The 20,690-nt window shown below is 68.6% G+C and carries 17 protein-coding genes; 10 read left to right on the forward strand and 7 right to left on the reverse strand.

The window, feature by feature from the left end:
- Positions 1-10: 10 nt before the first annotated feature.
- The gene (locus M5E06_RS33950) at positions 11-1,066 is read left to right on the forward strand and encodes a GMP reductase (protein WP_252142028.1); all 1,056 of its coding nucleotides are present in this window, start codon (positions 11-13) and stop codon (positions 1,064-1,066) included.
- Positions 1,067-1,191: 125 nt separating this feature from the next.
- A complete protein-coding gene (gene uvrC / locus M5E06_RS33955) occupies positions 1,192-3,066 on the forward strand; it encodes an excinuclease ABC subunit UvrC (RefSeq protein ID WP_252142029.1) in 1,875 nt (624 codons plus the stop codon).
- 4 nt (positions 3,067-3,070) lie between these two features.
- On the opposite strand, the gene M5E06_RS33960 is transcribed toward uvrC, so the two are convergent.
- The 5 genes from M5E06_RS33960 to M5E06_RS33980 form a co-directional block, all read right to left on the reverse strand.
- On the reverse strand, positions 3,071-4,261 hold the full coding sequence (locus M5E06_RS33960) for a hypothetical protein (protein WP_252142030.1): 1,191 nt from the start codon (positions 4,259-4,261) through the stop codon (positions 3,071-3,073).
- Between the two features lie 183 nt (positions 4,262-4,444).
- Entirely contained in the window at positions 4,445-4,915 is a 471-nt protein-coding gene (locus M5E06_RS33965; protein WP_252142031.1) for a hemerythrin domain-containing protein, read from the reverse strand.
- Between the two features lie 107 nt (positions 4,916-5,022).
- The gene (locus tag M5E06_RS33970; protein ID WP_109073453.1) at positions 5,023-5,283 is read right to left on the reverse strand and encodes a hypothetical protein; all 261 of its coding nucleotides are present in this window, start codon (positions 5,281-5,283) and stop codon (positions 5,023-5,025) included.
- 104 nt (positions 5,284-5,387) lie between these two features.
- The gene (locus M5E06_RS33975) at positions 5,388-6,254 is read right to left on the reverse strand and encodes a universal stress protein (protein WP_252142032.1); all 867 of its coding nucleotides are present in this window, start codon (positions 6,252-6,254) and stop codon (positions 5,388-5,390) included.
- A gap of 183 nt (positions 6,255-6,437) precedes the next feature.
- Positions 6,438-7,997 carry a bifunctional aminoglycoside phosphotransferase/ATP-binding protein gene (locus tag M5E06_RS33980; RefSeq protein ID WP_252142033.1) on the reverse strand — a complete coding sequence of 520 codons (1,560 nt, stop codon included), beginning with the start codon at positions 7,995-7,997 and terminating at the stop codon, positions 6,438-6,440.
- A gap of 178 nt (positions 7,998-8,175) precedes the next feature.
- Between M5E06_RS33980 and M5E06_RS33985 the strand changes: the two genes are divergently transcribed.
- From M5E06_RS33985 to M5E06_RS34010, 6 genes are all read left to right on the forward strand, one after another.
- Entirely contained in the window at positions 8,176-8,790 is a 615-nt protein-coding gene (locus M5E06_RS33985; RefSeq protein ID WP_252142034.1) for a hypothetical protein, read from the forward strand.
- A 135-nt stretch (positions 8,791-8,925) separates the two neighbouring features.
- A complete protein-coding gene (locus M5E06_RS33990) occupies positions 8,926-9,477 on the forward strand; it encodes a DUF2934 domain-containing protein (protein ID WP_252142035.1) in 552 nt (183 codons plus the stop codon).
- 128 nt (positions 9,478-9,605) lie between these two features.
- On the forward strand, positions 9,606-10,544 hold the full coding sequence (locus tag M5E06_RS36000; protein WP_252142036.1) for a DMT family transporter: 939 nt from the start codon (positions 9,606-9,608) through the stop codon (positions 10,542-10,544).
- Positions 10,545-10,753: 209 nt separating this feature from the next.
- Positions 10,754-13,474: a TIGR02302 family protein gene (locus M5E06_RS34000; RefSeq protein ID WP_252142037.1), complete on the forward strand. Its 2,721-nt coding sequence runs from the start codon at positions 10,754-10,756 to the stop codon at positions 13,472-13,474.
- A gap of 146 nt (positions 13,475-13,620) precedes the next feature.
- On the forward strand, positions 13,621-15,000 hold the full coding sequence (gene trkA / locus M5E06_RS34005; RefSeq protein ID WP_252142038.1) for a Trk system potassium transporter TrkA: 1,380 nt from the start codon (positions 13,621-13,623) through the stop codon (positions 14,998-15,000).
- 54 nt (positions 15,001-15,054) lie between these two features.
- The gene (locus M5E06_RS34010; RefSeq protein ID WP_252142039.1) at positions 15,055-16,515 is read left to right on the forward strand and encodes a TrkH family potassium uptake protein; all 1,461 of its coding nucleotides are present in this window, start codon (positions 15,055-15,057) and stop codon (positions 16,513-16,515) included.
- A gap of 95 nt (positions 16,516-16,610) precedes the next feature.
- Here M5E06_RS34010 and M5E06_RS34015 read toward each other — a convergent pair whose 3' ends face one another.
- Both M5E06_RS34015 and M5E06_RS34020 read right to left on the reverse strand, forming a co-directional pair.
- Complete coding sequence (locus M5E06_RS34015) at positions 16,611-16,829, reverse strand: hypothetical protein (protein ID WP_109151932.1); 219 nt, start codon at positions 16,827-16,829, stop codon at positions 16,611-16,613.
- 116 nt (positions 16,830-16,945) lie between these two features.
- Positions 16,946-17,938, reverse strand: a complete 993-nt coding sequence (locus M5E06_RS34020) for a DUF4142 domain-containing protein (protein WP_252142040.1) — start codon at positions 17,936-17,938, stop codon at positions 16,946-16,948.
- Positions 17,939-18,265: 327 nt separating this feature from the next.
- On the opposite strand from M5E06_RS34020, the gene M5E06_RS34025 reads away from it, so the two are divergent.
- Positions 18,266-19,960 (forward strand): GMC oxidoreductase, encoded by a 1,695-nt coding sequence (locus M5E06_RS34025; protein ID WP_252142041.1) that lies wholly within the window; start codon positions 18,266-18,268, stop codon positions 19,958-19,960.
- Between the two features lie 50 nt (positions 19,961-20,010).
- Positions 20,011-20,598 carry a mismatch-specific DNA-glycosylase gene (locus tag M5E06_RS34030; RefSeq protein ID WP_252142042.1) on the forward strand — a complete coding sequence of 196 codons (588 nt, stop codon included), beginning with the start codon at positions 20,011-20,013 and terminating at the stop codon, positions 20,596-20,598.
- Positions 20,599-20,690 lie beyond the last annotated feature (92 nt).

Consider the following 20,690-nt stretch of genomic DNA (forward strand, 5'->3'; position numbering starts at 1 on the left):
CAGGTGTGTGGTGATCATCGAAAGCGACCTCAAGCTCGACTTCAAGGATGTGCTGATCCGGCCGAAACGCAGCACGCTGCAGAGCCGCAACGACGTGGACGTCAACCGGACCTTCACCTTCCTGCACACCCAGCGCGACTGGACCGGCTTCCCGCTGATCGCCGCCAACATGGATGTCACCGGCAGCATGGGCATGGCCCGCGCGCTGTCGCGCTTCGGCGCCATGACCGCACTGCACAAGCATTACAAGGCGGAAGAGCTGGTCGCCTTCTTCCAGGCTGAGGCGGAATCCGCCGTCCAGTCGAACGTCTTCTATTCGATGGGCATCGCCGACGCCGACCATGACAAGTTCCAGGCGGTGAAGGCCAAGGCGCCGGTGGGCAAGATCTGCCTGGACGTCGCCAACGGCTATACCGAGCGCTTCGTCGAGGTGATCGCCCGCCTGCGCGAGGAGAACCCGGAAACCGTCATCATGGCCGGCAACGTCGTCACCGGCGACATGACGGAGGCTCTGCTGCTGGCCGGCGCCGACATCGTCAAGGTCGGCATCGGTCCGGGGTCGGTCTGCACCACCCGCAAGATGACCGGTGTTGGCTATCCCCAGCTGTCGGCCATCATCGAATGCGCCGACGCCGCCCACGGGCTGAAGGGTCAGGTCTGCGGCGACGGCGGCTGCACCGTTCCGGGCGACATCTCCAAGGCCTATGGCGCCGGCGCCGACTTCGTCATGCTCGGCGGCATGCTGGCCGGCCATGACGAGTGCGAGGGCGAGATCCGCTACGAGGACCGTGACGGTGACCGCGTGCCGGTGGCCATGACCTTCTACGGCATGTCGTCGGACACCGCGATGCACAAATACTCCGGCGGGGTGGCCTCCTACCGTGCCTCGGAAGGCAAGACGGTAGAGATCCCCTATCGCGGCCCGGTGGAGAACACGATGCAGGAGATCATGGGCGGCGTGCGCAGCATGATGACCTACATCGGCGCCACAAAGCTGAAGGAGGTGCCGAAACGCACCACCTTCGTCCGCGTCGGCGCCCAGCTGAACACCGTGTTCGGGGGCTGATCCACTCCGGCGCCGCATGGCAGATCCCTGCCGCCCCACCCCGTCCGATTCTTGTCTCTTGGACCCGTTCCGTTCTACTGCTTGGGTAAGCGGCGAATCGGAGCTTTGCGGGAACGAGAGAGCTTATGGACGGGGTGCCCGGCAGCGGAGCGGACGTCATCCGCGCCCAATTGCCGACCCTGCCGGACACGCCCGGCGTCTATCGGATGCTGGCGGCCGACGGGTCGGTCCTTTATGTCGGCAAGGCGAAGAACCTGAAGCGCCGGGTGGCGAGCTACACCCGGACCGACGGGCTGCCCAACCGGACCCGGCGGATGGTGTCGCTGACCCGCTCCATGGAGTTCGTCACCACCCACACCGAGGCCGAGGCGCTTCTGCTGGAAGCGAACCTTATCCGCAGCCTGCTGCCGCCATTCAACATCCTGGTGAAGGACGACCGCTCCTTCTCCTATATTGTCATCGGCAAGGGTCACGACTTCCCCCGCCTGATGCAGCATCGCGGCAGTGCTGAGCGGCGCGGCACCTCCGGCAAGGGCAACCGCAGGGATTCCGACCTGTTCGGCCCCTACGCCTCGCCGCATCTGGTCGGCATGACCATCGCCGCCCTGCAACGCGCCTTCCTGCTGCGCAGTTGCGACGACGGCGTGTTCGCCTCGCGCACCCGTCCCTGCCTGCAACACCAGATCAAGCGCTGCTCGGCCCCCTGCGTCGGCCGCGTCAGCGAGGAGGAATATGCCGATCAGGTCCAGGGTGTGCGCGACGTGCTGTCCGGCCGCAGCGCGGAGGTGCAGGCGGAATTCGCCCGCCACATGCTCGACAGCTCCGACCGGCTGGAGTACGAGGACGCCGCCCGCTGGCGTGACCGCATCCGCGCGCTGACCGCCCTTCAGAGCCGCCAGGACATCAATCTGGAAGACACGCTGGGCGACGCCGACGTGCTGGCCCTGCACCGCGAGGGCGGTGCGGCCTGTGTCCAGGCCTTCTTCTTCCGCGGCGGCCGCAACCAGGGCACCCGCGCCTTCTTCCCCCGCATCGACGCGGAGGAGGAACCGGGTGACATCCTCGCCGCCTTCGCCGCCCAGCTCTATGCCGACACCCCGCCGCCGGCCCTGCTGCTGCTGAGCGACCCGGTCGAGTCACCGGACCTGCTGGAGGAAGCGCTGAGCCTGTCCGCCGGTCACCGCGTCGCCATCGAATGCCCCAAGCGCGGCCCGAAGCGCCGCGCCGTCGAACACGCGCAGACCAACGCCCGCGACGCTCTCGGCCGCCGTCTTGCCGAGCGCTCGACCCAGGCGACGCTGCTGGAGGGGGTGGCGCGCGTCTTCGGCCTGCCGGCCGCGCCACGTCGCATCGAGATCTACGACACCTCGCACATCCAGGGGTCCTTCCCGGTCGGCGCCATGGTGGTGGCCGGGCCGGAGGGGTTCCAGCGCAACGCCTACCGCCGCTTCTACATCCGCGATCCGGAGGCCGCCGGCGACGATTACGCCATGCTGCGCGAGACCTTCACCCGCCGCTTCCACCGCAGCAGCGAGGCCGGCCGCGATTCCGGACAATGGCCCGACCTCGTCCTGATCGACGGTGGTCTGGGGCAGTTGAACGCGGTGAAGGACGAACTGGCGATGCTGCAGATCACCGACATACCGCTGGTCGCCATCGCCAAGGGTCCCGACCGCAACGCCGGGCGCGAGCGCTTCTTCCGCCCCGGCCAGCCGCCGCTGACGCTGGAGCCCAACGATCCCGTGCTGCATTTCCTGCAAAGGCTGCGCGACGAGGCCCACCGCACCGCCATCGACAGCCACCGCGCCCGCCGCATGAAGGCGATGTCGCACACCCGCATCGACGGCATTCCCGGCATCGGCCCCGCCCGCAAGAAGGCGCTGCTCCACCATTTCGGCAGCGCCACCGCCGTCGCCTCCGCCGGCCTGAAGGACCTGGAGGCCGCCCCCGGCATCAGCGAAACCATTGCACGGAAGCTCTACGAACACTTCCACGGATAGAGGGTTACGGCACCGTCTTCCCCGTGAACGGGTTCCAGCCCACCGCCGCCAGAGCCGCCCAGGCGGTGGCGCCCAGATGGGGACGGCGGTAATAGAGGAAGTCGTCGGTCTTGCTGTCCGGCCCGATGGCAAGCCCGGTGGACAGCACCTGCGGCCGGGTGGCGTAGAGATAGCCGCCGGGGCTGATCTCCTTCAGCAGTTCGCCGAACAGCCGGTCGGCATCGCCGCGGCGACCGACGGCGCGGTAGGCCAGCGCCGCCTGCGCCGTGCCCTCCACCCACATGCCGTCGCGGTCGTCGTTGAAGTCGAAACCGCCATCGGCGCCATGGGCGCGCTCCGCATAGGACAGGGCGGCCCGCCAGGCCTCCGGCGCCTTCGGCAGCAGCAGCGGCCACAGCTGCGCATCGAGACCGGAGGTGGAGGTGCTGACCGTCACCCCGTCCGGCGCGGTGCCGATGGGGAAATGGTCGCCGCCCGCGGTCCACATCTTGTCGAGGAAATCGCGCGCCTCCTTCTCCGGCCCAGCGAAATCGCCGCCAAGCCAGCCGAACAGCGCGACCAGATCGGTGTTGTGCTCGGTCGATTTCCAGGTCAGCGGCTGCGGTGCGTCGTCGAAGCCCTGCAAACCGCCGTTGAAGCCGCCGGGGCCGCGCGGGTCGCGGGTATGCTCGACCACCCATCGCGCCAGTTCCGCCGCTCCGTCGCGAAAGCGCGTCTCGCCGGTCGCATCGGCCAGCGTCAGCAGGGCCAGCCCGGCCCAGGCGACGTTGCCGGTGGCGGTGCCGACCTGATAGGGGTCCTCGCCCCAATGGTTGCCGATGGCATCCCACCAGCCGTTGGGCGGGATCGGCCGCTGCTTCTGCGCGCCCGCCCGATAGGTGTTGCGCAGGCGCCCCTTCCAGCCGGCGCGGTCGAGCGACACGGCATCAAGCAGCGCCTCGCCGATGCGCAGCGCCTTGTCGCGCTGGCCGCAGGCGGTCAGCGCCATGATCGCCAGCGCGTTGTCGTAGGTGAAGGCGGCATTGGACAGCGCCGGCTCCGAAGTCGGGCCGGGCGCATAGGAATTATCGTAGCTGCGCAGGAACAGCGGCCCGCGCCCGGACACCTCGTCGACGCGCGCGGCCAGCGTGCCGCAGGTCTTCTGCGCCAGTTCCTTCGCCGGAGGGGCGGGTGCGGCGGAAGCGGGGGCGGTCATGAGGACGGAAACCCCAAATGCGACTGCCGTCAGCGCGGCACGGCCGAACCGCAAGCCTCGCCGGGAGAGCATTCGCTTGACGCTGACACGCTTGGACATCGACACCGCCGGCCAGTTCCAGAAAGCCCCAGATATGGCCCCTTCGCCGGCCGACGGCAACCAAACGGGATGGCGTAGCCCTCCTTACAGCGGCGCCAGCCCGGCCATGATGTGCTTCTTGCGGTCGTCATAGGCGCCGCCCAACTCGGCCGCGCGGTCGTCGTCGAGGACGTCCCTGGCCTCCTCGAACAGCTCCTCTTCCTCTTCGTCCAGGTGGTGGCGGACCAGTTCGCCCAGCACCTGCAGCTTTTCCTTCCAGCCGCTGTCGGTGGTTTTCATCGCGTTCAGCTCGTCGAGCAGGCCGTTGATGAGGTGATGCTCGTTCAGCCCCTCGACGGTTTCCGACTTCGCTTCCTTGGCCTTCTTCAGCGAGGCGTAGAAGACGCCTTCCTCCACCTTCGAATGGGCCCACAACTCGCGCTGCAGCTCCTCGAACACGGCGCGGCCGCTGCCGTTGGCCTTCTCGGTCTTTTCGAGAAGGCTGCGGATGGTGTCGTGATCGGTCTTGATGCGGGCGAAGATATCAGCCTGGGTGCCGGTGGTCTTGCTGGCCATCGTCGGGGTCCTTGGCAATTGTCGAGAGGCGACTGCCGGAGGGCAATCGCGAAAAAGCTTGCCAGTAGAACCCCGCCGCAGCCGGACTGTTCCCAGCCTTCTCACCCTCAGCCTTGCGGATGCGTTTCCACGAATTCCCGCAGGGTATGCATCAGTTCCACCGCATGGTCGACATGGCCGTGGGCACAGGCGTCCGCGATGTCGTCGGCGATGATGTGGGCGATGCGGTCGGGTCCGCCGGGGCAGTGGGCAAGGCAATAGCCCATCTCCACCGCCACCATTTCCGGCAGATGTTCGTGTTCGGCGATCGCGTCGATCTCGGCTTCGGTGAGATCGCTCAGAGCGATGCAGTCCTTGATCGTCAACATGGCGCGTTCCTCCCGGGAACGGCCGGGCTGCAAATGCCGGCGCCGCACGGGATCCCCGCCGGAACAGGCGGCAGGGAAACCCGCGCGGCCGAAGACCGCAAAGATCAGTGGGCCATCAGAACCGGCAGCCCGGCGTGGTTCAGCACGTAGCGCGTGACACCGCCCAGGATCATTTCCCGCATCCGGCTGTGGCCATAGCCGCCCATAACCAGCAGGTCGGCGCCCAGCTCCACGGCTTTCTTGGTGACCGTCTCCCCAACGGGTTCCGATCCCGGATGCAATATAGTTAACTCCGGGTTAACTCCCTGCCAAGCGAGATATTGGGCAATGCGGCGTCCTGTCGCGCCTTCCGTCACCGAAGTTTCGGCGGTCAGCACATGGGCGCGGTCGGCGCTGCGCAGGAAGGGCAGGGCAGCGGCGACGGCGCGGGTGGCTTCCGTCTTGCCGTTCCAGGCGACGGCGACGGTGTGGCCGATCTCCGCCGGCAGGTTTTTCGGCACCAGCAGCACCGGCCGGGCGGAGCCCAGCAGCGCCGTTTCCATGGTGGTGTAGCCCTGCGTGTCCGCCTCGATCGAGGTGTGGGCGCAGACGATCAGGTCGGCGAGACGGCCTTCGGCCGGCACCACGTCCTCGATCCGGCCGACGACCTCGCGCCAGGAGGCGGACGGCGCCTCGACCCCGCCGGGGACCTCGCGCATCTCAAAGCCGGCCTCGGCGACGGCGGCGTCGAAGGAACGGCGGGCGGCGGCGCGATGGTTGTTCGATTCCGTCTCGGCCGCGCGCATGATCTCGTCCACCATGGCGCCGGACATGCCCTCGCCCAGCATCGGAACGGCATCGCGCGGGTCGAGGCTGACGAACAGGCCGACAAGATGGGCGTCGAAATCGCGCGCCACCGAGATCGCGCCCTTCAGGGCCACCGGATCGTTCTCACTGCCGCAGAGCGGCACTAGGATGGTCTTGTAGGTCATGGACTCCTCCCGGACCGGTTCGAGCGGCCCTTCCCGGACGGCGGCGGTCCGTCCGCCGGTGTGGCGGGCGATTCTCACCGGGCCGTCATTCGCCCCATCGTCGCTGCGGTCCGCGGTCCGCGGTCCGGGGCAAGGGCCGCAAACCTTGAAGATTCAGTCCATAAGATGCTGTCACTCCTGGAATTAGGCCAAGCTTGCAAGGGCGTCGTCCAGCACATCCGCTGCAACCCTGCCAGAATCCAGGCGCGTCCAATCGATTGTACCCAAATCATAGGATTCCTGCCGTTCCACCACGTCGGCGGTGGCGTCGGACGCATCGTTGCGACGATTGGTCACACGCTCCACCCGTTCCGACAACGGCGCCTCCATCCAGATCCCGTCGAACCGCACCCCGGCCTCCGCCGCGACCGCTTCGATCCGGCGGCGCTCGTCCGGCCGGGCGCTGACCGCATCGACCACCACGGCATGCCCGGCGGCCAGCACCGCCGCCGCCCTCCGGTACAACTCATCATAGACCCGTTCCGTCACCGCCGGGGTATAGCCGTCGGCCGGCAGCCGGTCGGTGTCCGCGACTCCGCACAGCCGCTTGCGCAGCACGTCGCTGCGCAGCACCACCGCACCGGGCGACGGACCCAGATCGGGCGCGATCCCCTTGGCCAGCTTGGTCTTGCCGGTGCCGGACAGCCCGCCGACCGCCACCAGCCGCGCCGGCGTCGGGTCCAACGCGGCGAGCGCTTGGTCCAGATAGCGCCGCGCCTCTCCGGCCAGCCCCTCCGCCTTTCCGCCAAGCCGCAGCGCCGCAGCCGACACCTTGGCCCGCACCGCCGCGCGCAGCGACAGGAACAGCGGCAGGGCCGCCAGCCCGCCGTAATCCTCCGTCTCCTCCAGATAGCGGTTCAGCACCGCGTTGCCCAGCGGCCGCAGCCCGCGGTGATCCAGATCCATCAACAGGAAGGCGAGGTCATAGAAGACATCGGCCACCGCCAGCGCCTCGTCGAACTCGATGGCGTCGAACAGGGTCGGCTCGCTGTCCAGCAGGACGATGTTGCGCAGATGCAGATCGCCATGACCGTGGCGGACGAATCCATTCCGCCGCCGCGTCTCCAGCAGCGGCGCCAGCCGGTCGAGCGCCTCCCCGGTGCGCTCCGCCAGCCGCGCCACAGCGTCGGCAGGAAACAGATTCGGCGCGGCGCGCAGGTCCTCCAGATTGCCGTCCGCCACTGCGCGTAGCGCTTCCGCCCCGCCGCCATCCGGCCGGGGAGCGGCATCGCGGTGGAAGGCGGCGATCCGCTCGGCCAGCCGGCGCATCAGAACAGGGGTCAGGCCGCCCCGCTCGGCCATGCGGTCGAACAGCGCCTCGTCGGGGAAGCGCGCCATCGACACCAGCCAGTCGGTGGCGTCCCCTGCCGCTTCCCCACCCTCTTCGTCCAGCCGCAAGCGGCCATCGGCCTCGCGGCGGATTGCGACCACGCCCCGATAAAGCGTCGGTGCGGTGCGACGGTTGATCGCCAATTCCGCGACGCAGGCCGCATGGCGCTTCGCAACCGTCGAATAGTCCAGATAGGGATAGCGCACCGCGCGCTTCAGCTTCAGCGCCCGGTCACCGGCCAGGAACACCAGGGCGGCATGGGTGTCGATCCGCTCCACCGGCTGCCCGCCATGGGTGCGCGGATCGCCGAGGAAGGCGATCGCCTCCTCCTGCGGCGCAGGGCCGGACACTGGCTCGGCGGGATGCACGCTCATGAGCATATGGTAACAGACAACCGTCCCGCACCGCTCATGCTTTCATGGTTGAAACGCGGATGGCGATCACGACATCCTAGGGGTAGTGCCGATACTCCATGGGTCAGTCGCCACGCCCCATCGTTATAGTGGCCGGACCGCGTGGTGCGATCCGACGCGTCACCGGGAGGGGGTGCCCGTGAACCGCCTGTTCAGCCGCCAGGGGAATTACCGGCCGGCCGTCTTGGCCGCCTGCCTGCTCGCGCTTGCCGTCACTCTTCCTGGCGCCGGATCGGCGCGGGCGGAGTCGATCGACGCGGACGGCCGGTTCGGCAACTGGGCGGTCGGCGGCCTCGCCTACAGCCTGCAGCCGCCGGCGGAAAGCAACCTCACCATCCTGAACAGCAAGATGCGGATCGGGTCTTCGCTGGTCCCGCAGGTCGAACCCTATGTCAGCATCCAGCCCTGGATCGGGCCGGGCAGCGGCAGCAGCCTGACCCCGCGCGGCGCCGTGACCAGCGTCGGCACGGGACTGACCGGTGGCCTGAGCGGCGGCGTGCTGGTCGACGTGCCGCTCGGCTCCTTCGTCTTCACCCCCAGTTTCGGCGCCGGCACCCTGCCCACCGCCCGGCGCGAGGGCGCCCCCACCACCGAGTTCCGCTCTCAGCTGGAATTGGGATACGAGTTCGACAACAAGTCGCGCTTCAGCCTGGGCTACAGCCGCATCGTCAACGACGCCGCGGCGGGCGATCCGGCGGCCGGCACCAACAACGTCTTCGGCTTTTACTATCGCTTGCCTTTCGGCGGCCCCTGACTGATCGCCGAGCTCAGGACATCGTGTCGCGGCGTCTGGCGCCGGCAAAAGGCGCGCAAGGGTAGCGTCTTAACCACATCTTAAACATGGTTGGTTCAAGTGGACGCGGACCGAACGCTCCCCGGGGAACCCACCATGGCCACCAAGCGCAAGACCGCCTCCTCCGCCGCTCCCGCAACCGCTCCCGCCGCAACCGCCGCCGCGCCGGTGTTCGAGGCTCCGGTGGAAAGCTGGGCCGACACCATCCTGCGCACCAACTTCGCGTCGGTGGAACAGGACAGCATCGTCCTGCTGCAGGCAGCCAGCACCCTGCTGGAATCGGACGTGCCGGAAAAGGTCAACCTCGCGCTGGACCAGAACCTGAAGCTGTGGATCGCCATCAAGACGGTCCTGCTGAACGATGATTGCCCGGTCGAGCCGGAGGTGAAGGCCAACCTGCGCAATCTGGCGCAGTATGTCGTCTCCACCACCATGCTGGCGACCCAGGGCGCCATTGAGACGCGCAAGCTGGTCTCGCTGGCCCGCCTGAACATGAACATCGCCGAAGGCCTGCTCAGCGGCCAGCGCAACCGCATGATCCAGGAACGCGCCTATCAGATCTGGCAAGAGGAAGGCTGCCCCGAAGGCCGCGAGCAGGAGCACTGGCTGCGCGCCGAGGCCGAAATCTCCGGCCTGTTCAAGGTCTGAGCGAAGGTCCGACGTTCCGGGCCGAGTGCCAGCGCGGGTTTACGCAACACCGCCATACCGCTCCGACATGACCGCCCGCGTCGCGACATCGTGACGCGGGCGGCAACGCTTGGTAGGCTCGGCGCACCGTGACAGTCCCGCCGCAAACCATCCACAAGCCGCACAAGCGCGTCGACAACACCCCCCTCGGCATCGCCTCGATGCTGATTTCCGTGCTGTTCTTCTCGCTGATGAACGTCCTGGCGAAGCTCCTGATGGACCGCTTCCCGGTGACCGAGGTCATGTTCTTCCGCAGCCTGTTCGCGCTGATCCCGGTCTGTCTGGCGATCCATTTCGGCATGGGCTTCGTGACGACGCTGCGCACCCGCTATCCCTGGGGCCATCTGGGGCGGTCGCTGATCGGGCTCAGTTCCATGGCCGCCATGTTCTGGTCCTTCCACCTGCTGCCGCTGGGCGACGCCATCTCGCTGAATTTCGCCGCCCCGCTGTTCCTCACCGCGCTGTCGGTGCCGCTGTTGAGCGAGAAGGTCGGCATCCACCGCTGGAGCGCAGTTCTGGTCGGTTTCGTCGGCGTGCTCATCATCGTCCGGCCCAGCGGCGACGTGCTGAATCTGGGCGCGCTCATCGCGCTGTTCGGCGCGCTGACCAACGCGCTGGCGATGATCGCCATCCGCCAGCTGAGCCGGACGGAAGTTCCGAACACCATCGTCTTCTACTTCACCCTGCTGACTACCGTTCTGCTCGGCCTGACCCTGCCCTTCTCCTGGATTACGCCGGCCCCGATGGACTGGCTGCTGCTGCTGGCGACCGGCCTGTGCGGCGGCGGCGGCCAGCTGATGCTGACCCGAGCCTATTCGCTGGCCCCGGCCGCCCTGGTGGCGCCGCTGAATTACACCTCGCTGCTGCTGGCGGTCGGCTTCGGCTGGCTCCTGTGGGGGGAGGTGCCGACCACGGCCATGGCGGTCGGCGCCGCTGTGGTGATGGCGAGCGGCCTCTACATCCTGCACCGCGAAACCCGGCGCGGCACGGCCGTGACCAAGCCGCTCCCGGCCGGCGAAGGCGACTGACGGCACCCCGCGCGCCCCGAAATTTCGGCGGACCGCCGCGCGTCATAGTTTCGCCATGGCGCAATGATGGGCTGTAGCATTGCGCCGGTGAACGAGTCGGTGGGCAAAAGCCGCAGGCGGCACCTATATGATTGGCTCGCGCAGCATGACCGGCCGGCGCCGCCAAGCGAACCGCCGGACCGGCTGCATTTCGGCGCGGAGGGGGCGGCATGAAGCAGAACGAACGACGCGGCGACTCCGGGCCCGCCCAGAATCAGGCTGCCCAGAACCGGCCCGCCGATGATCGTGGCGACAGCGACGGCGTGACCGAACCGCGCCTCCGCCTGGCCCAGGCGCGCGCGGCGCTGCTGTGGGAACGGCTGGGGCCGGCGCTGTGGGCTCCGCTGTCGGTGCTGGGCGCCTTTCTGGCGCTGGCGTTGCTGAATCTGCTGGTCCTGCTGCCGGGCTGGCTGCATGGGCTGGCCCTTCTGGTGCTTGCCGCCGCCTTCCTGCTGTCGCTCGTCATCGGGGTCCGGCGCTTCCGCAGCCCGGCCGAGGATGAGGCCCGCCGCCGGCTGGAACGGGACAGCGGCCTCGCCCATCGTCCGCTGCACACCCTGCGCGACCGGCCCGCCGGCAACGACCCGACCGCCCAGGCACTGTGGCGCCTGCATCAGGAGCGCACGCGCGCCGCCATGCGCGGCCTGCGCGTCGCCTGGCCGGGCACTGAGGTGCCGTCGCACGACCGCTATGCCCTGCGCGCCCTGGTGATCCTGACGCTGGTGGTCGCCGGCGCCGCGGCCTGGGGTGACTGGCGCCCGCGCATCGCCGCCGCGCTGACCCCCCATTTCGCCGGCGGCACCGCCACGGCGGCGGCAACGCTCGACCTCTGGATCAACCCGCCCGACTATACCGGCCTGCCGCCGGTCTTCCTGAAATCCGGCTCCACCGCAAAGCCGGCAAGCCAGCAGACCGCCGGTTCCCCCACCACCAACCACTCCGGCGACCACCCCGCCGACCAGCCGGTGAAGGTGCCGCAGGGCAGCCTCGTGCTCGCCCGCGTCACCGGCGGCGGCGGCACCCCCAGCCTGGAGGCCGGCGACCAGACCGGCCCGTTCGAGGCGGTGGATTCGGCCAATTTCCAGGTGCAGAAGCCGGTGACCGGCGGCACCCGCATCGCCGTCACCCAGGGCGGGCGCACGCTGGGCTCCTGGCCGATCGAGGTGGTGCCCGACCGCGTGCCCATCATCGCCCATGCCAATCCGCCCGCCGCCGGAGAACGCGGCGCGCTGAAGCTGGACTATGCCGCCCGCGACGACTACGGCCTGACCGAGGTGAAGGCGCAGATCCGCCGCGCGCCCGATGTTCCGCCGCAGCCCGGCACCACGAACAATGGCGCCGCGAAGACCGAGGCGCCGAAGGCCGAAGCTGACCCGGTGCTGGAATTCCCGCTGTCGCTGCCCGGCGTCCGGCCGAAGGAGGCGCACGCCACCGCCTTCCAGGACCTGACCGCCCATCCCTGGGCCGGCATGCCGGTGACGGTGCGGCTGACCGCGACCGACGGCGCCGGCCAGACCGGCCGGTCGGAGGATGCGGCGATCATCCTGCCGGAACGGACCTTCAATCATCCGGTCGCCCGCGCCATCATCAACCAGCGCAAGGTCCTGACCCGCAATCCGCAGGAGTCGCGGGTCCAGGTCGCCCGCGCGCTGGCGGAGATTTCCTCTCGCCCCGGCACCTATGGCGACGACATCGTCGCTTTCCTGTCGCTGCGCACCGCCATGGCCCGGCTGATGCTGGACCAGAGCGCCGACTCCGTCCCGGCCCTGCAGCAGCTTTTGTGGGAAACCGCGCTCCGCATTGAGGATGGCGGCCTGTCGCTGGCGGAGAAGGACCTGCGCGACGCCGAGAAGCGCCTGTCCGAGGCGCTCGACAAGAACGCCTCCGACGAGGAGCTGAACCGCCTGATGGACGAGCTGCAGGCGGCGCTCGACAAGTTCATGGACGCCATGGAACAGCGGATGATGGAGGCGCTGCAGCGCGGCGAGAAGATCCCGATGGTCCCGCCGGAAATGGCCGACCAGATGACCGACCGCAACGACCTGCAGCAGATGCTCGACAAGATGCGGGAGATGGCGCAGACGGGGTCGCGCGACGCCGCCCGCCAGATGCTGTCGCAGCTTCAGCAGATGCTGGAGAACATGCGCTCCGGCGCCATGGCCCAGATGAACCAGCAACAGGCCCAGCAGCAGAACCAAACCTGGGAGATGATGCAGCAGTTGCAGAAGCTGGCGCAGCAGCAGCAGCAGCTCCTCGACCAGAGCTTCCGCCAGTCGCAGGAGTCGATGGACCAGCAGGGGCAGCAGGGCGAACAGCCCCGCGGCCGCCAGCCCAACCAGCGCCGCAACCAGAACGGCCAGCAGCAGAATGGTCAGCAGAATCCGGGCAGCCCGACCCTGCAGAAGCAGGCCGAGCAGCAGGAGGCTCTCCGTCGCCAGCTGGGCGAGCTGATGCGCCGCATGGGCGAACAGCAGGGCGGCGAGATCCCGCAGCCTCTGGGCCGAGCCGAGCGCGCCATGCGCGACGCCGCGCAGGCGCTGCAGCAGGGCGCCCCCGGCGCCGCGGTGCCGTCGCAGACGGAGGCGATGGAACAGCTGCAGCAGGGCATGCAGGGCATGGCCGAACAGATGGCCCAGCAGATGATGGGCCAGGGGGGGCAGGCGATGATGGGCCAGCAGGGCCAGATGCCCCGCCAGGGCCGGGGACGCGACCCGCTGGGCCGCCGCCCGTCCGGCTACGGCATGCAGGATTCCAACGACGTGAAGATCCCCGAACAGTCGGAACTCCAGCGCGCCCGTGAAATCCTGGACGAACTCCGCCGCCGGTCCGGCCAGTACGGCCGCCCGCAGGAGGAACGCAACTACATCGACCGGCTGCTGAAACAGTTCTGATACCTGTCGGGGAATTCCGGCAATTCGGGTCGGAATTCCCGCCCGCCGAACCGCTTCGACTTGCAACGCTCCGCTCCTGCCGTCATTTCCTCACAAATTCCGGCCAAACCGGAGCGGAGCGGTCGGTAAGTGGGGGGAGCGGGCGTATGAAGGTCATCATCTGCGGGGCGGGACAGGTCGGAGCCAGCATCGCGCGGCATCTCGCGCTGGAAGACAACGACATCACGGTCATCGACACCTCGACCGAGCTTGCCCAGCGGATGGACGAGAGCCACGACGTGCGCGGCATGGTCGGCTACGCCTCGCACCCCGACGTGCTGGCCCAGGCGGGGGCGCGCGACGCCGACATGCTGATCGCCGTCACCCACTCCGACGAAGTCAACATGGTGGCCTGTCAGGTCGCCCATTCGGTGTTCGACATCCCGCTGCGCATCGCCCGCATCCGCAAGCAGGCCTATCTCCAGCCGGAATGGTCCAAGCTGTTCGCCCCGGAGCATCTGCCGATCAGCGTCGTCATCTCGCCGGAGGTGGAGATCGCCCACAGCATCGCGCGCCGCCTGCGCTCCCCCGGCGCGTTCGAGATGGTGCCGCTCGCCGACGCCAAGGTGCATCTGATCGGCGTCCACTGCACCAACAGCTCGCCGCTGCTGAACACGCCTCTGCGCCGCCTGACCGAGATGTTTCCCGACCTGCGCGCCGCCGTGCTGGCGGTCTTCCGCGACGGCACCGGCTTCGTGCCGAAGGGCAACGACCAGCTGCGGCTGGGCGACGACGTGCATCTGGTCTGCCGCACCGCCGACATCGTCCGCGTCGTCGCCCTGTTCGGCCACAGCGAGGCGCCGGCCCGCCGGCTGGTCATCGCCGGCGGCGGCAATGTCGGCTTCAATCTGGCGCAGATCGTCGAACGCCACATGCGCGGCATCTCGATCAAGATGATCGAGGGCAACGCCGACCGGGCGGAGCTGATCTCGCGCTCGCTGCGCTCCAGCACGGTGGTGCTGAACGGCGACGCGCTCGACCATGAGATCCTGGAGGAGGCGCAGGTCGGCCGGGCCGAGACCATCGTCGCCGTCACCAACGACGACGAGACCAACGTCTTCACCTCGCTGCTGGCCAAGCGGGCCGGCTGCGGCAGGGCGATCACGCTGCTGAACAAGACCTCCTACGCGCCGATCGTCGCCGGGCTGGGGATGGATGTCGTCGTCAACCCGGCGGCGGTCACCGTGTCGTCGATCCTGCGCCATGTCCGTCGCGGCCGGGTGGCGGCGGTGCAGACCATCGGTGACAATTTCGGCGAGGTGGTGGAGGCGGAGGCGCTGGAGACCTCGCGCGCCGTCAGCGGTCCCATCGGCACCATCGACCTGCCGGCCGGCATGATGATCGGCGCGCTGGTCCGCGGCGGCGAGGTCATCATCCCCACCAGCCAGACGGTGATCGAACCGCACGACCGCGTCATCGTGATGGCGACCGCCGATCTGGTGCGCAAGGTCGAAAAGCTGTTCGCCGTCGGGCTGGAATTCTTCTGATCGGCCGCCTTTCCCTCCGCCGCCCGCCCCTTCTGCCGCCCGTTCAGAGACATCATGCCGAATTTCAGGCCGATCCTGTTCATCATCGCCATCGTGCTGCTGGCGCTCGCCGCGACGATGCTCATCCCGGCCGCGGTCGACTATGCCTATGGGAATCCGGATGCGCGGGTCTTCCTCTATTCCGCCGCCTTCACCGGTGCCTGCGGGGCGGCGCTGGCGTGGTCCGCACGCTGCCATCTGCACGGCGGGCTGTCGCTGCGGCAGGCCTTCCTGCTGACGCCGCTGACCTGGACGACCACCGCGGCCTTCGCTGCCTTACCGTTTCAGTTCGGCCATTTCCCCGACCTGTCGCTGAACTACGCCAACGCCTTCTTCGAGACGATGTCCGGGCTGACCACCACGGGATCGACCGTGCTGGTCGGGCTGGACCTGACGACGGAGGGGATCCTGCTGTGGCGGGCGCTGCTGCAATGGCTGGGCGGCATCGGCATCATCGGCGTCGCCATCGCGGTGCTGCCGGCGCTGAGGGTCGGCGGCATGCAGCTGTTCCGCACCGAATCCTCCGACCGCTCGCAGAAGGTTCTGCCGCGCGCCCAGCAGATCGCCAAGGCCATCACCGCCGTCTATACCGGGCTGACGGTGATCTGCGGTGTCAGCTACTGGCTGGCCGGCATGACGCCGTTCGAGGCGGTGGTGCATGCGCTGACCAGCCTGTCGAGCGGCGGCTTCTCCACCTCGGACGCCTCGGCTGGGCACTTCCGAAATCCAGTGCTGCACTGGCTGATGACGCTGTTCATGCTGGCGGGCAGCCTGCCCTTCGTCCTCTATGTCCGCACCCTGACCGGCCAGCGCGACGCGCTGTGGCGGGACAGCCAGGTGCGCACCTACCTGACCTTTCTGGCGGCGGTGATCCTGCCGCTCAGCCTCTGGCTGACGCTCAAGCACGACTACGGCTTCGCCGATGCGCTGCGGCTGGTCGCCTTCAACGTGGTGTCGGTCGTCACCACCACCGGCTACGCCTACACCGATTACAGCCAATGGGGAAATCTGGCGGTCGGCGTCTTCTTCGGCCTGACCTTCATCGGCGGCTGCACCGGATCGACCGCCGGCGGCATCAAGATTTTCCGGTTCGAGGTGATGGCGACGGTGCTGCGCACCCATTTCCTCCACCTGATCTATCCCCGCGGCGTCTTCCCGCGCCAGTACGGCAACCGGCAGCTGGACGACGACGTGCTGGGATCGGTGATCGTCTTCTTCGCGCTGTTCTTCACCGCCTACAGCGTCACCACCATCGCGCTGATGGCGCTGGGGCTGGACTTCATCACCAGCGCCAGCGCCGCGGTGACCGCGCTGGCCAATGTCGGCCCCGGCCTGGGCGACGTGATCGGCCCGGCCGGCACCTTCGCCTCCCTGCCGGATTCCGCCAAATGGCTGCTGTCGCTGGCGATGCTGCTGGGCCGGCTGGAGCTGTTCACCGTGCTGGTGCTGTTCATGCCCCAATTCTGGCGGGGCTGAATCTGGCGGGGCTGAAACGGCGACGGGACCGGCTTTCGCACGGTCCCGTCCCGAAACACCTCAACCGGTGTTCCACGTCACCTGTCGGGCCGGCATTATTCGTCAGGATTGTGGTTGGCGGCGTGGTCCTGCATCTGTTCGGTCTGCACGGCCTTGCTGTCCAGGCCGCGGGCGTCGGAATGACGGGACTTGTCGCGGTTCGACAGCACTTCGTTGTCGCCGATGGAGCCGGCAGGCAGGTCGGTGGTGGCGCCGGTGCCGGTGCCCTTGCCCTGTCCACTCGGGCTCATGTGCTTCTTGCTGGCGTTCGCCATCGCGTTATCTCCGTCGGTTGGCCGTGTCGTTTGGCTGTACGGGGCCGCCGGGAAGAGATCCCCGGCGGCCGACGGCTGGAAGCGGAATCAGGAGTGACCGTCGGACCCGCGCTGGCTCACTGCGGGTTGCGCGGCTTGGTGCTGTCCAGGCTGTTGGCCGTGCCATGGGCCGCGTCGCCGCCGGACATCCCGCTGTGGTTGGCATTGCTGCCGGTGCTGCCGGTGTTGTGGTCGCCGTTGCGCTTGCCGAGCGAGACGGTGTTGTCGTCGTACTTGAACTCCGCCATCTGTTTGACCTGATCCTCGGTCACCTGACGGGCGACGACGCGGTCGCCGTCGGTCCGCAGCAGGTTGTAGTCCAGCGCCACATGCTTGGCGCCGATGCCCAGCACGCCGCCGCGGTTCAGGATCACCTGGGTGGCCTTGCCGCTCTGGGCGTCGAGGATGATGTCGGCGACGTCGCCCAGCTTCTTGCCGTTCTCGCCGTAGACGTCCTTGCCCATCATCTTCTCGATGCTGGCGCCCTGCTGGGTGGCGGCGCCGGCCCCGGCACCGGCAGAGGCGACGGCCGGGCGCTGGTCGCGGGCCATGCGCAGATGCTGTTCCAGCGTCGGCAGGGTCTGCTCGGCGAAGCGCTTCAGGTCGGCGTCCTTGCCGTTCTGCGCCTGGTCGCGGAACAGCGAGACGGCGGTCTGGTGGGCGTCGACCTGACCCTGCATATAGGCGGAATCGAACTGCTCACCCTTTACGCCGCGCAGCTTGTCCAGCTTCTGCTGGTGTTCGGAATCGAGCTTGGTCGGCAGCGTCATCGACTTCTTCTGCGCCATCTCCTTCATGGCGTCGGAGGTCTTGGTGTGGTCGGACACCATGTGGCTGCCGAACTGCTTGACGTCCTTGTCCTTCGCCTGGTCCTGCGCCAGCTTGCCCGCCTGGATTTCGAACATGTCGCTCATCGCCGCCTTGGTGGCGAAATTCATGTCCTGCTGCGCCAACTGGCCCTTCTCGGTCACCTTGGCGGTCGGCGTCGGCGTCTGGGCCAGGGACAGGGACAGGGTGGGGGCCGCGAACAGAACCAGGGCGGCGGTCGCGAGAAGATGATGGCGTTTCATGGAGGCGGCTCCTGCAATTTCATGGTTTTCCGGTCGCCGACAGTCCGACCTCGCGGCCGGGCCGAAGCGCCCTTCTTCGCCACCTCAACCGTCGAGCGCTGCGGTCGTTCCCTTCCACCCGGCAGACTGGCCGGCAGACTGGCCGGCCGCCCACCCACCCATCCGCCCCCCATCCGGACCACCCCATCTGGTTCGTCCGGGGTGCCGCGCTTGTGCGCCGGATCGGTCAGTGGGGACGCGCCGGGGGTATAGCCAAAAGAGCACTCGGCCTAGGCCGCGCGTCCGGGGCAAGAAGGGTGGGCTTATGACCCCGGTACGGAGGCCCGCTTGCTTCGTGACGCCCGCCATGTCCTCAACGGCACGCACATCGACTGCGATCTGTGCGTGATCGGTGGCGGTGCCGCCGGCCTGACCATCGCGCGCGAACTGGCGGGCGGCAGCTTAAGCGTCGTCCTGCTGGAAGGCGGCGGGCTGGAGGTCGACGGCATCTCCCAGGCGCTGTACGCCGGCCGCAACGTCGGCCTTCCCTATGAACGGTTGACCACCGCGCGCAGCCGCTATCTGGGCGGCAGCACCAATTGCTGGGGCGGCTTTTCCCGCCCGCTGGAACCGGGCGATTTCGCCGAGCGTCCCTGGATGCCCGGCAGCGGCTGGCCGATCCCGCGCGACACGCTGATGCCCTATTACGAGCGCTCCCACGACGTGCTCGGCCTCGGTCCCTTCCAGTACGACAACGATTTCTGGATGGAGCGGGTCGGCGGGCCGAAAACGGCGCTGATCCCGCTGGAAAACGACGGCAATGGCGGCGGCGATTTCGAGAACCGCGTCGCCCAGCTCAGCCCGCCGATCCGCATGGGCGAGGCCTATCGCGCCGAAATCGGGCGGGCGGCCAACATCACCGCCTTCCTCAACGCCAACGTCACCGGGCTGGACACCAACCCGACCGCCACCGCGGTGGAACGGGTGCAGGTCCGGACCCTGGCCGGCCCCAGCTTCACCGTCGGCGCCCGGCTGTTCGTGCTGGGCTGCGGCGGGATCGAGAATGCCCGCATCCTGCTGCTGTCCAACAAGGTGCAGGCGGCCGGCCTGGGCAACGGCAACGATCTGGTCGGCCGCTATTTCGCCGACCACCCGCGCTTCAAGACCTCGCCGATCCGCCTGACCCGGCAGGGGCAGCACCGCACGCTCTACGACGTCAGCCTGTGCCTCGCCCGGCGGCGGCTGCGCCGGCCCCATCCGTCGATCGCGCTGGCGCTGTCGCCGACGGCGGAGCTTCAGGAACGGCACGGGCTGCCCAACTCGCGCACATATCTGGTCGCCTCCTACCATTCCGGGGCGCTGGACGCCTTCAAGGCGATGCGCGACCTGCGGCTCCTGCCGTCACGCCACAGCTGCCGCCGCTTCGGCGTGTCGGAGGACGAGGCGGCGAGCCTGCTGCGCAATGCCGGCCCGCGCATCCTGCGCAGCCTGCCGCAGCTGACCCATGCGCTGTTCGACAGCACCATCGACCCCGGCTGGCTGTCTCGCCGCTTCACCCTGGAGACGGTGCTGGAGCCGGTGCCCAACCCCGACAGCCGGGTGACGCTGGACCACGCCACCGACCCGTTCGGCTGCAACCTGCCGCGGGTCGACTGGCGCCTGACCGATCAGGACCGCTGGGGCGCCACCGAGACCCAGCGCCTGCTGCGCGAGGACCTGCTGCACCGCGGCCTGATCACCGTGGAGAACGGGGGCGAGGCGTCGGCCGAGGCGACGATGGCCGATGTCGGCTGGTGCTGGCACCATATGGGCACCACCCGCATGCATGAATCGCCGCGTCACGGCGTGGTCGATCCGGACGGCCGCGTCCATGGCGTCGGCAATCTCTATGTCGCCGGCAGTTCCGTCTTCCCGACCATGGGGGCGGACCATCCGACCATGACCATCGTCGCGCTCGCCCTGCGGATGACCGACCGCATCCTCGCCCTGCTGCAGGACGAACGCAGCAGTCCGCCCGCTCCCGCGGTCGCCGCCTCGCTTTGAGCGGGGCGGCGGCATCCTATATTCCTCTCCTTCGCGGAGAGGATTTCACCATGGATCTGTTCGACGATGTCCCGGCCCCACCTCCGGAGGGGTTGCCGCCTCCCGCCGGTCCGCTGCCGGACATCGTGGCGCCGGGGCTGGACTGTCTGTTCGTCGGCTTCAATCCCGGTTTGCGGTCGGGGGCGCTCGGCCATCATTATGCCGGGCGCGGCAACCAGTTCTGGCGCCTGCTGGCCGAGGCCGGCCTGACCCCGCGCCTCTACCGGCCGGAGGAGGACGTGACGCTGCCGGCCATCGGCCTCGGCTCCACCAACCTTGTCGCCCGCGCCACCGCCAGCGCCGCCGAGCTGTCGCGGGCGGAATTGCGCGGCGGGGTGCCACGGCTGGCGCGGATCGTCGCCTTCGTCCGGCCGCGGGTGCTGGCCTATACCGGCAAGGGCGTCTATCTGGCGGCGACCGGGCTGCCCGACGCCCCCTGGGGCGTGCAGGACCGCGGCCTGTTCGACGGCATCGCCGACGTGGTGGTGCCTTCACCGAGCGGCCTCGCCCGCCTGCCCTTCGAGGAAAAGCTGCGCTGGTTCCGCGAAGTCCGGGCCGAGATCGGGCGGCGGCCCGGCTCGTTTGCAATTCCTGGCTAGGCGGTAGAGATAACGATCCGGACGGGGAATGCCGGCCGGCGGTGGGGGAACGCGGGTGGCAATCCCCCTGCCCTGGCGGTTCGCCGGGAAAG

The sequence above is a fragment of the Azospirillum sp. A1-3 genome (assembly GCF_023806445.1).
Lineage (GTDB): Bacteria > Pseudomonadota > Alphaproteobacteria > Azospirillales > Azospirillaceae > Azospirillum.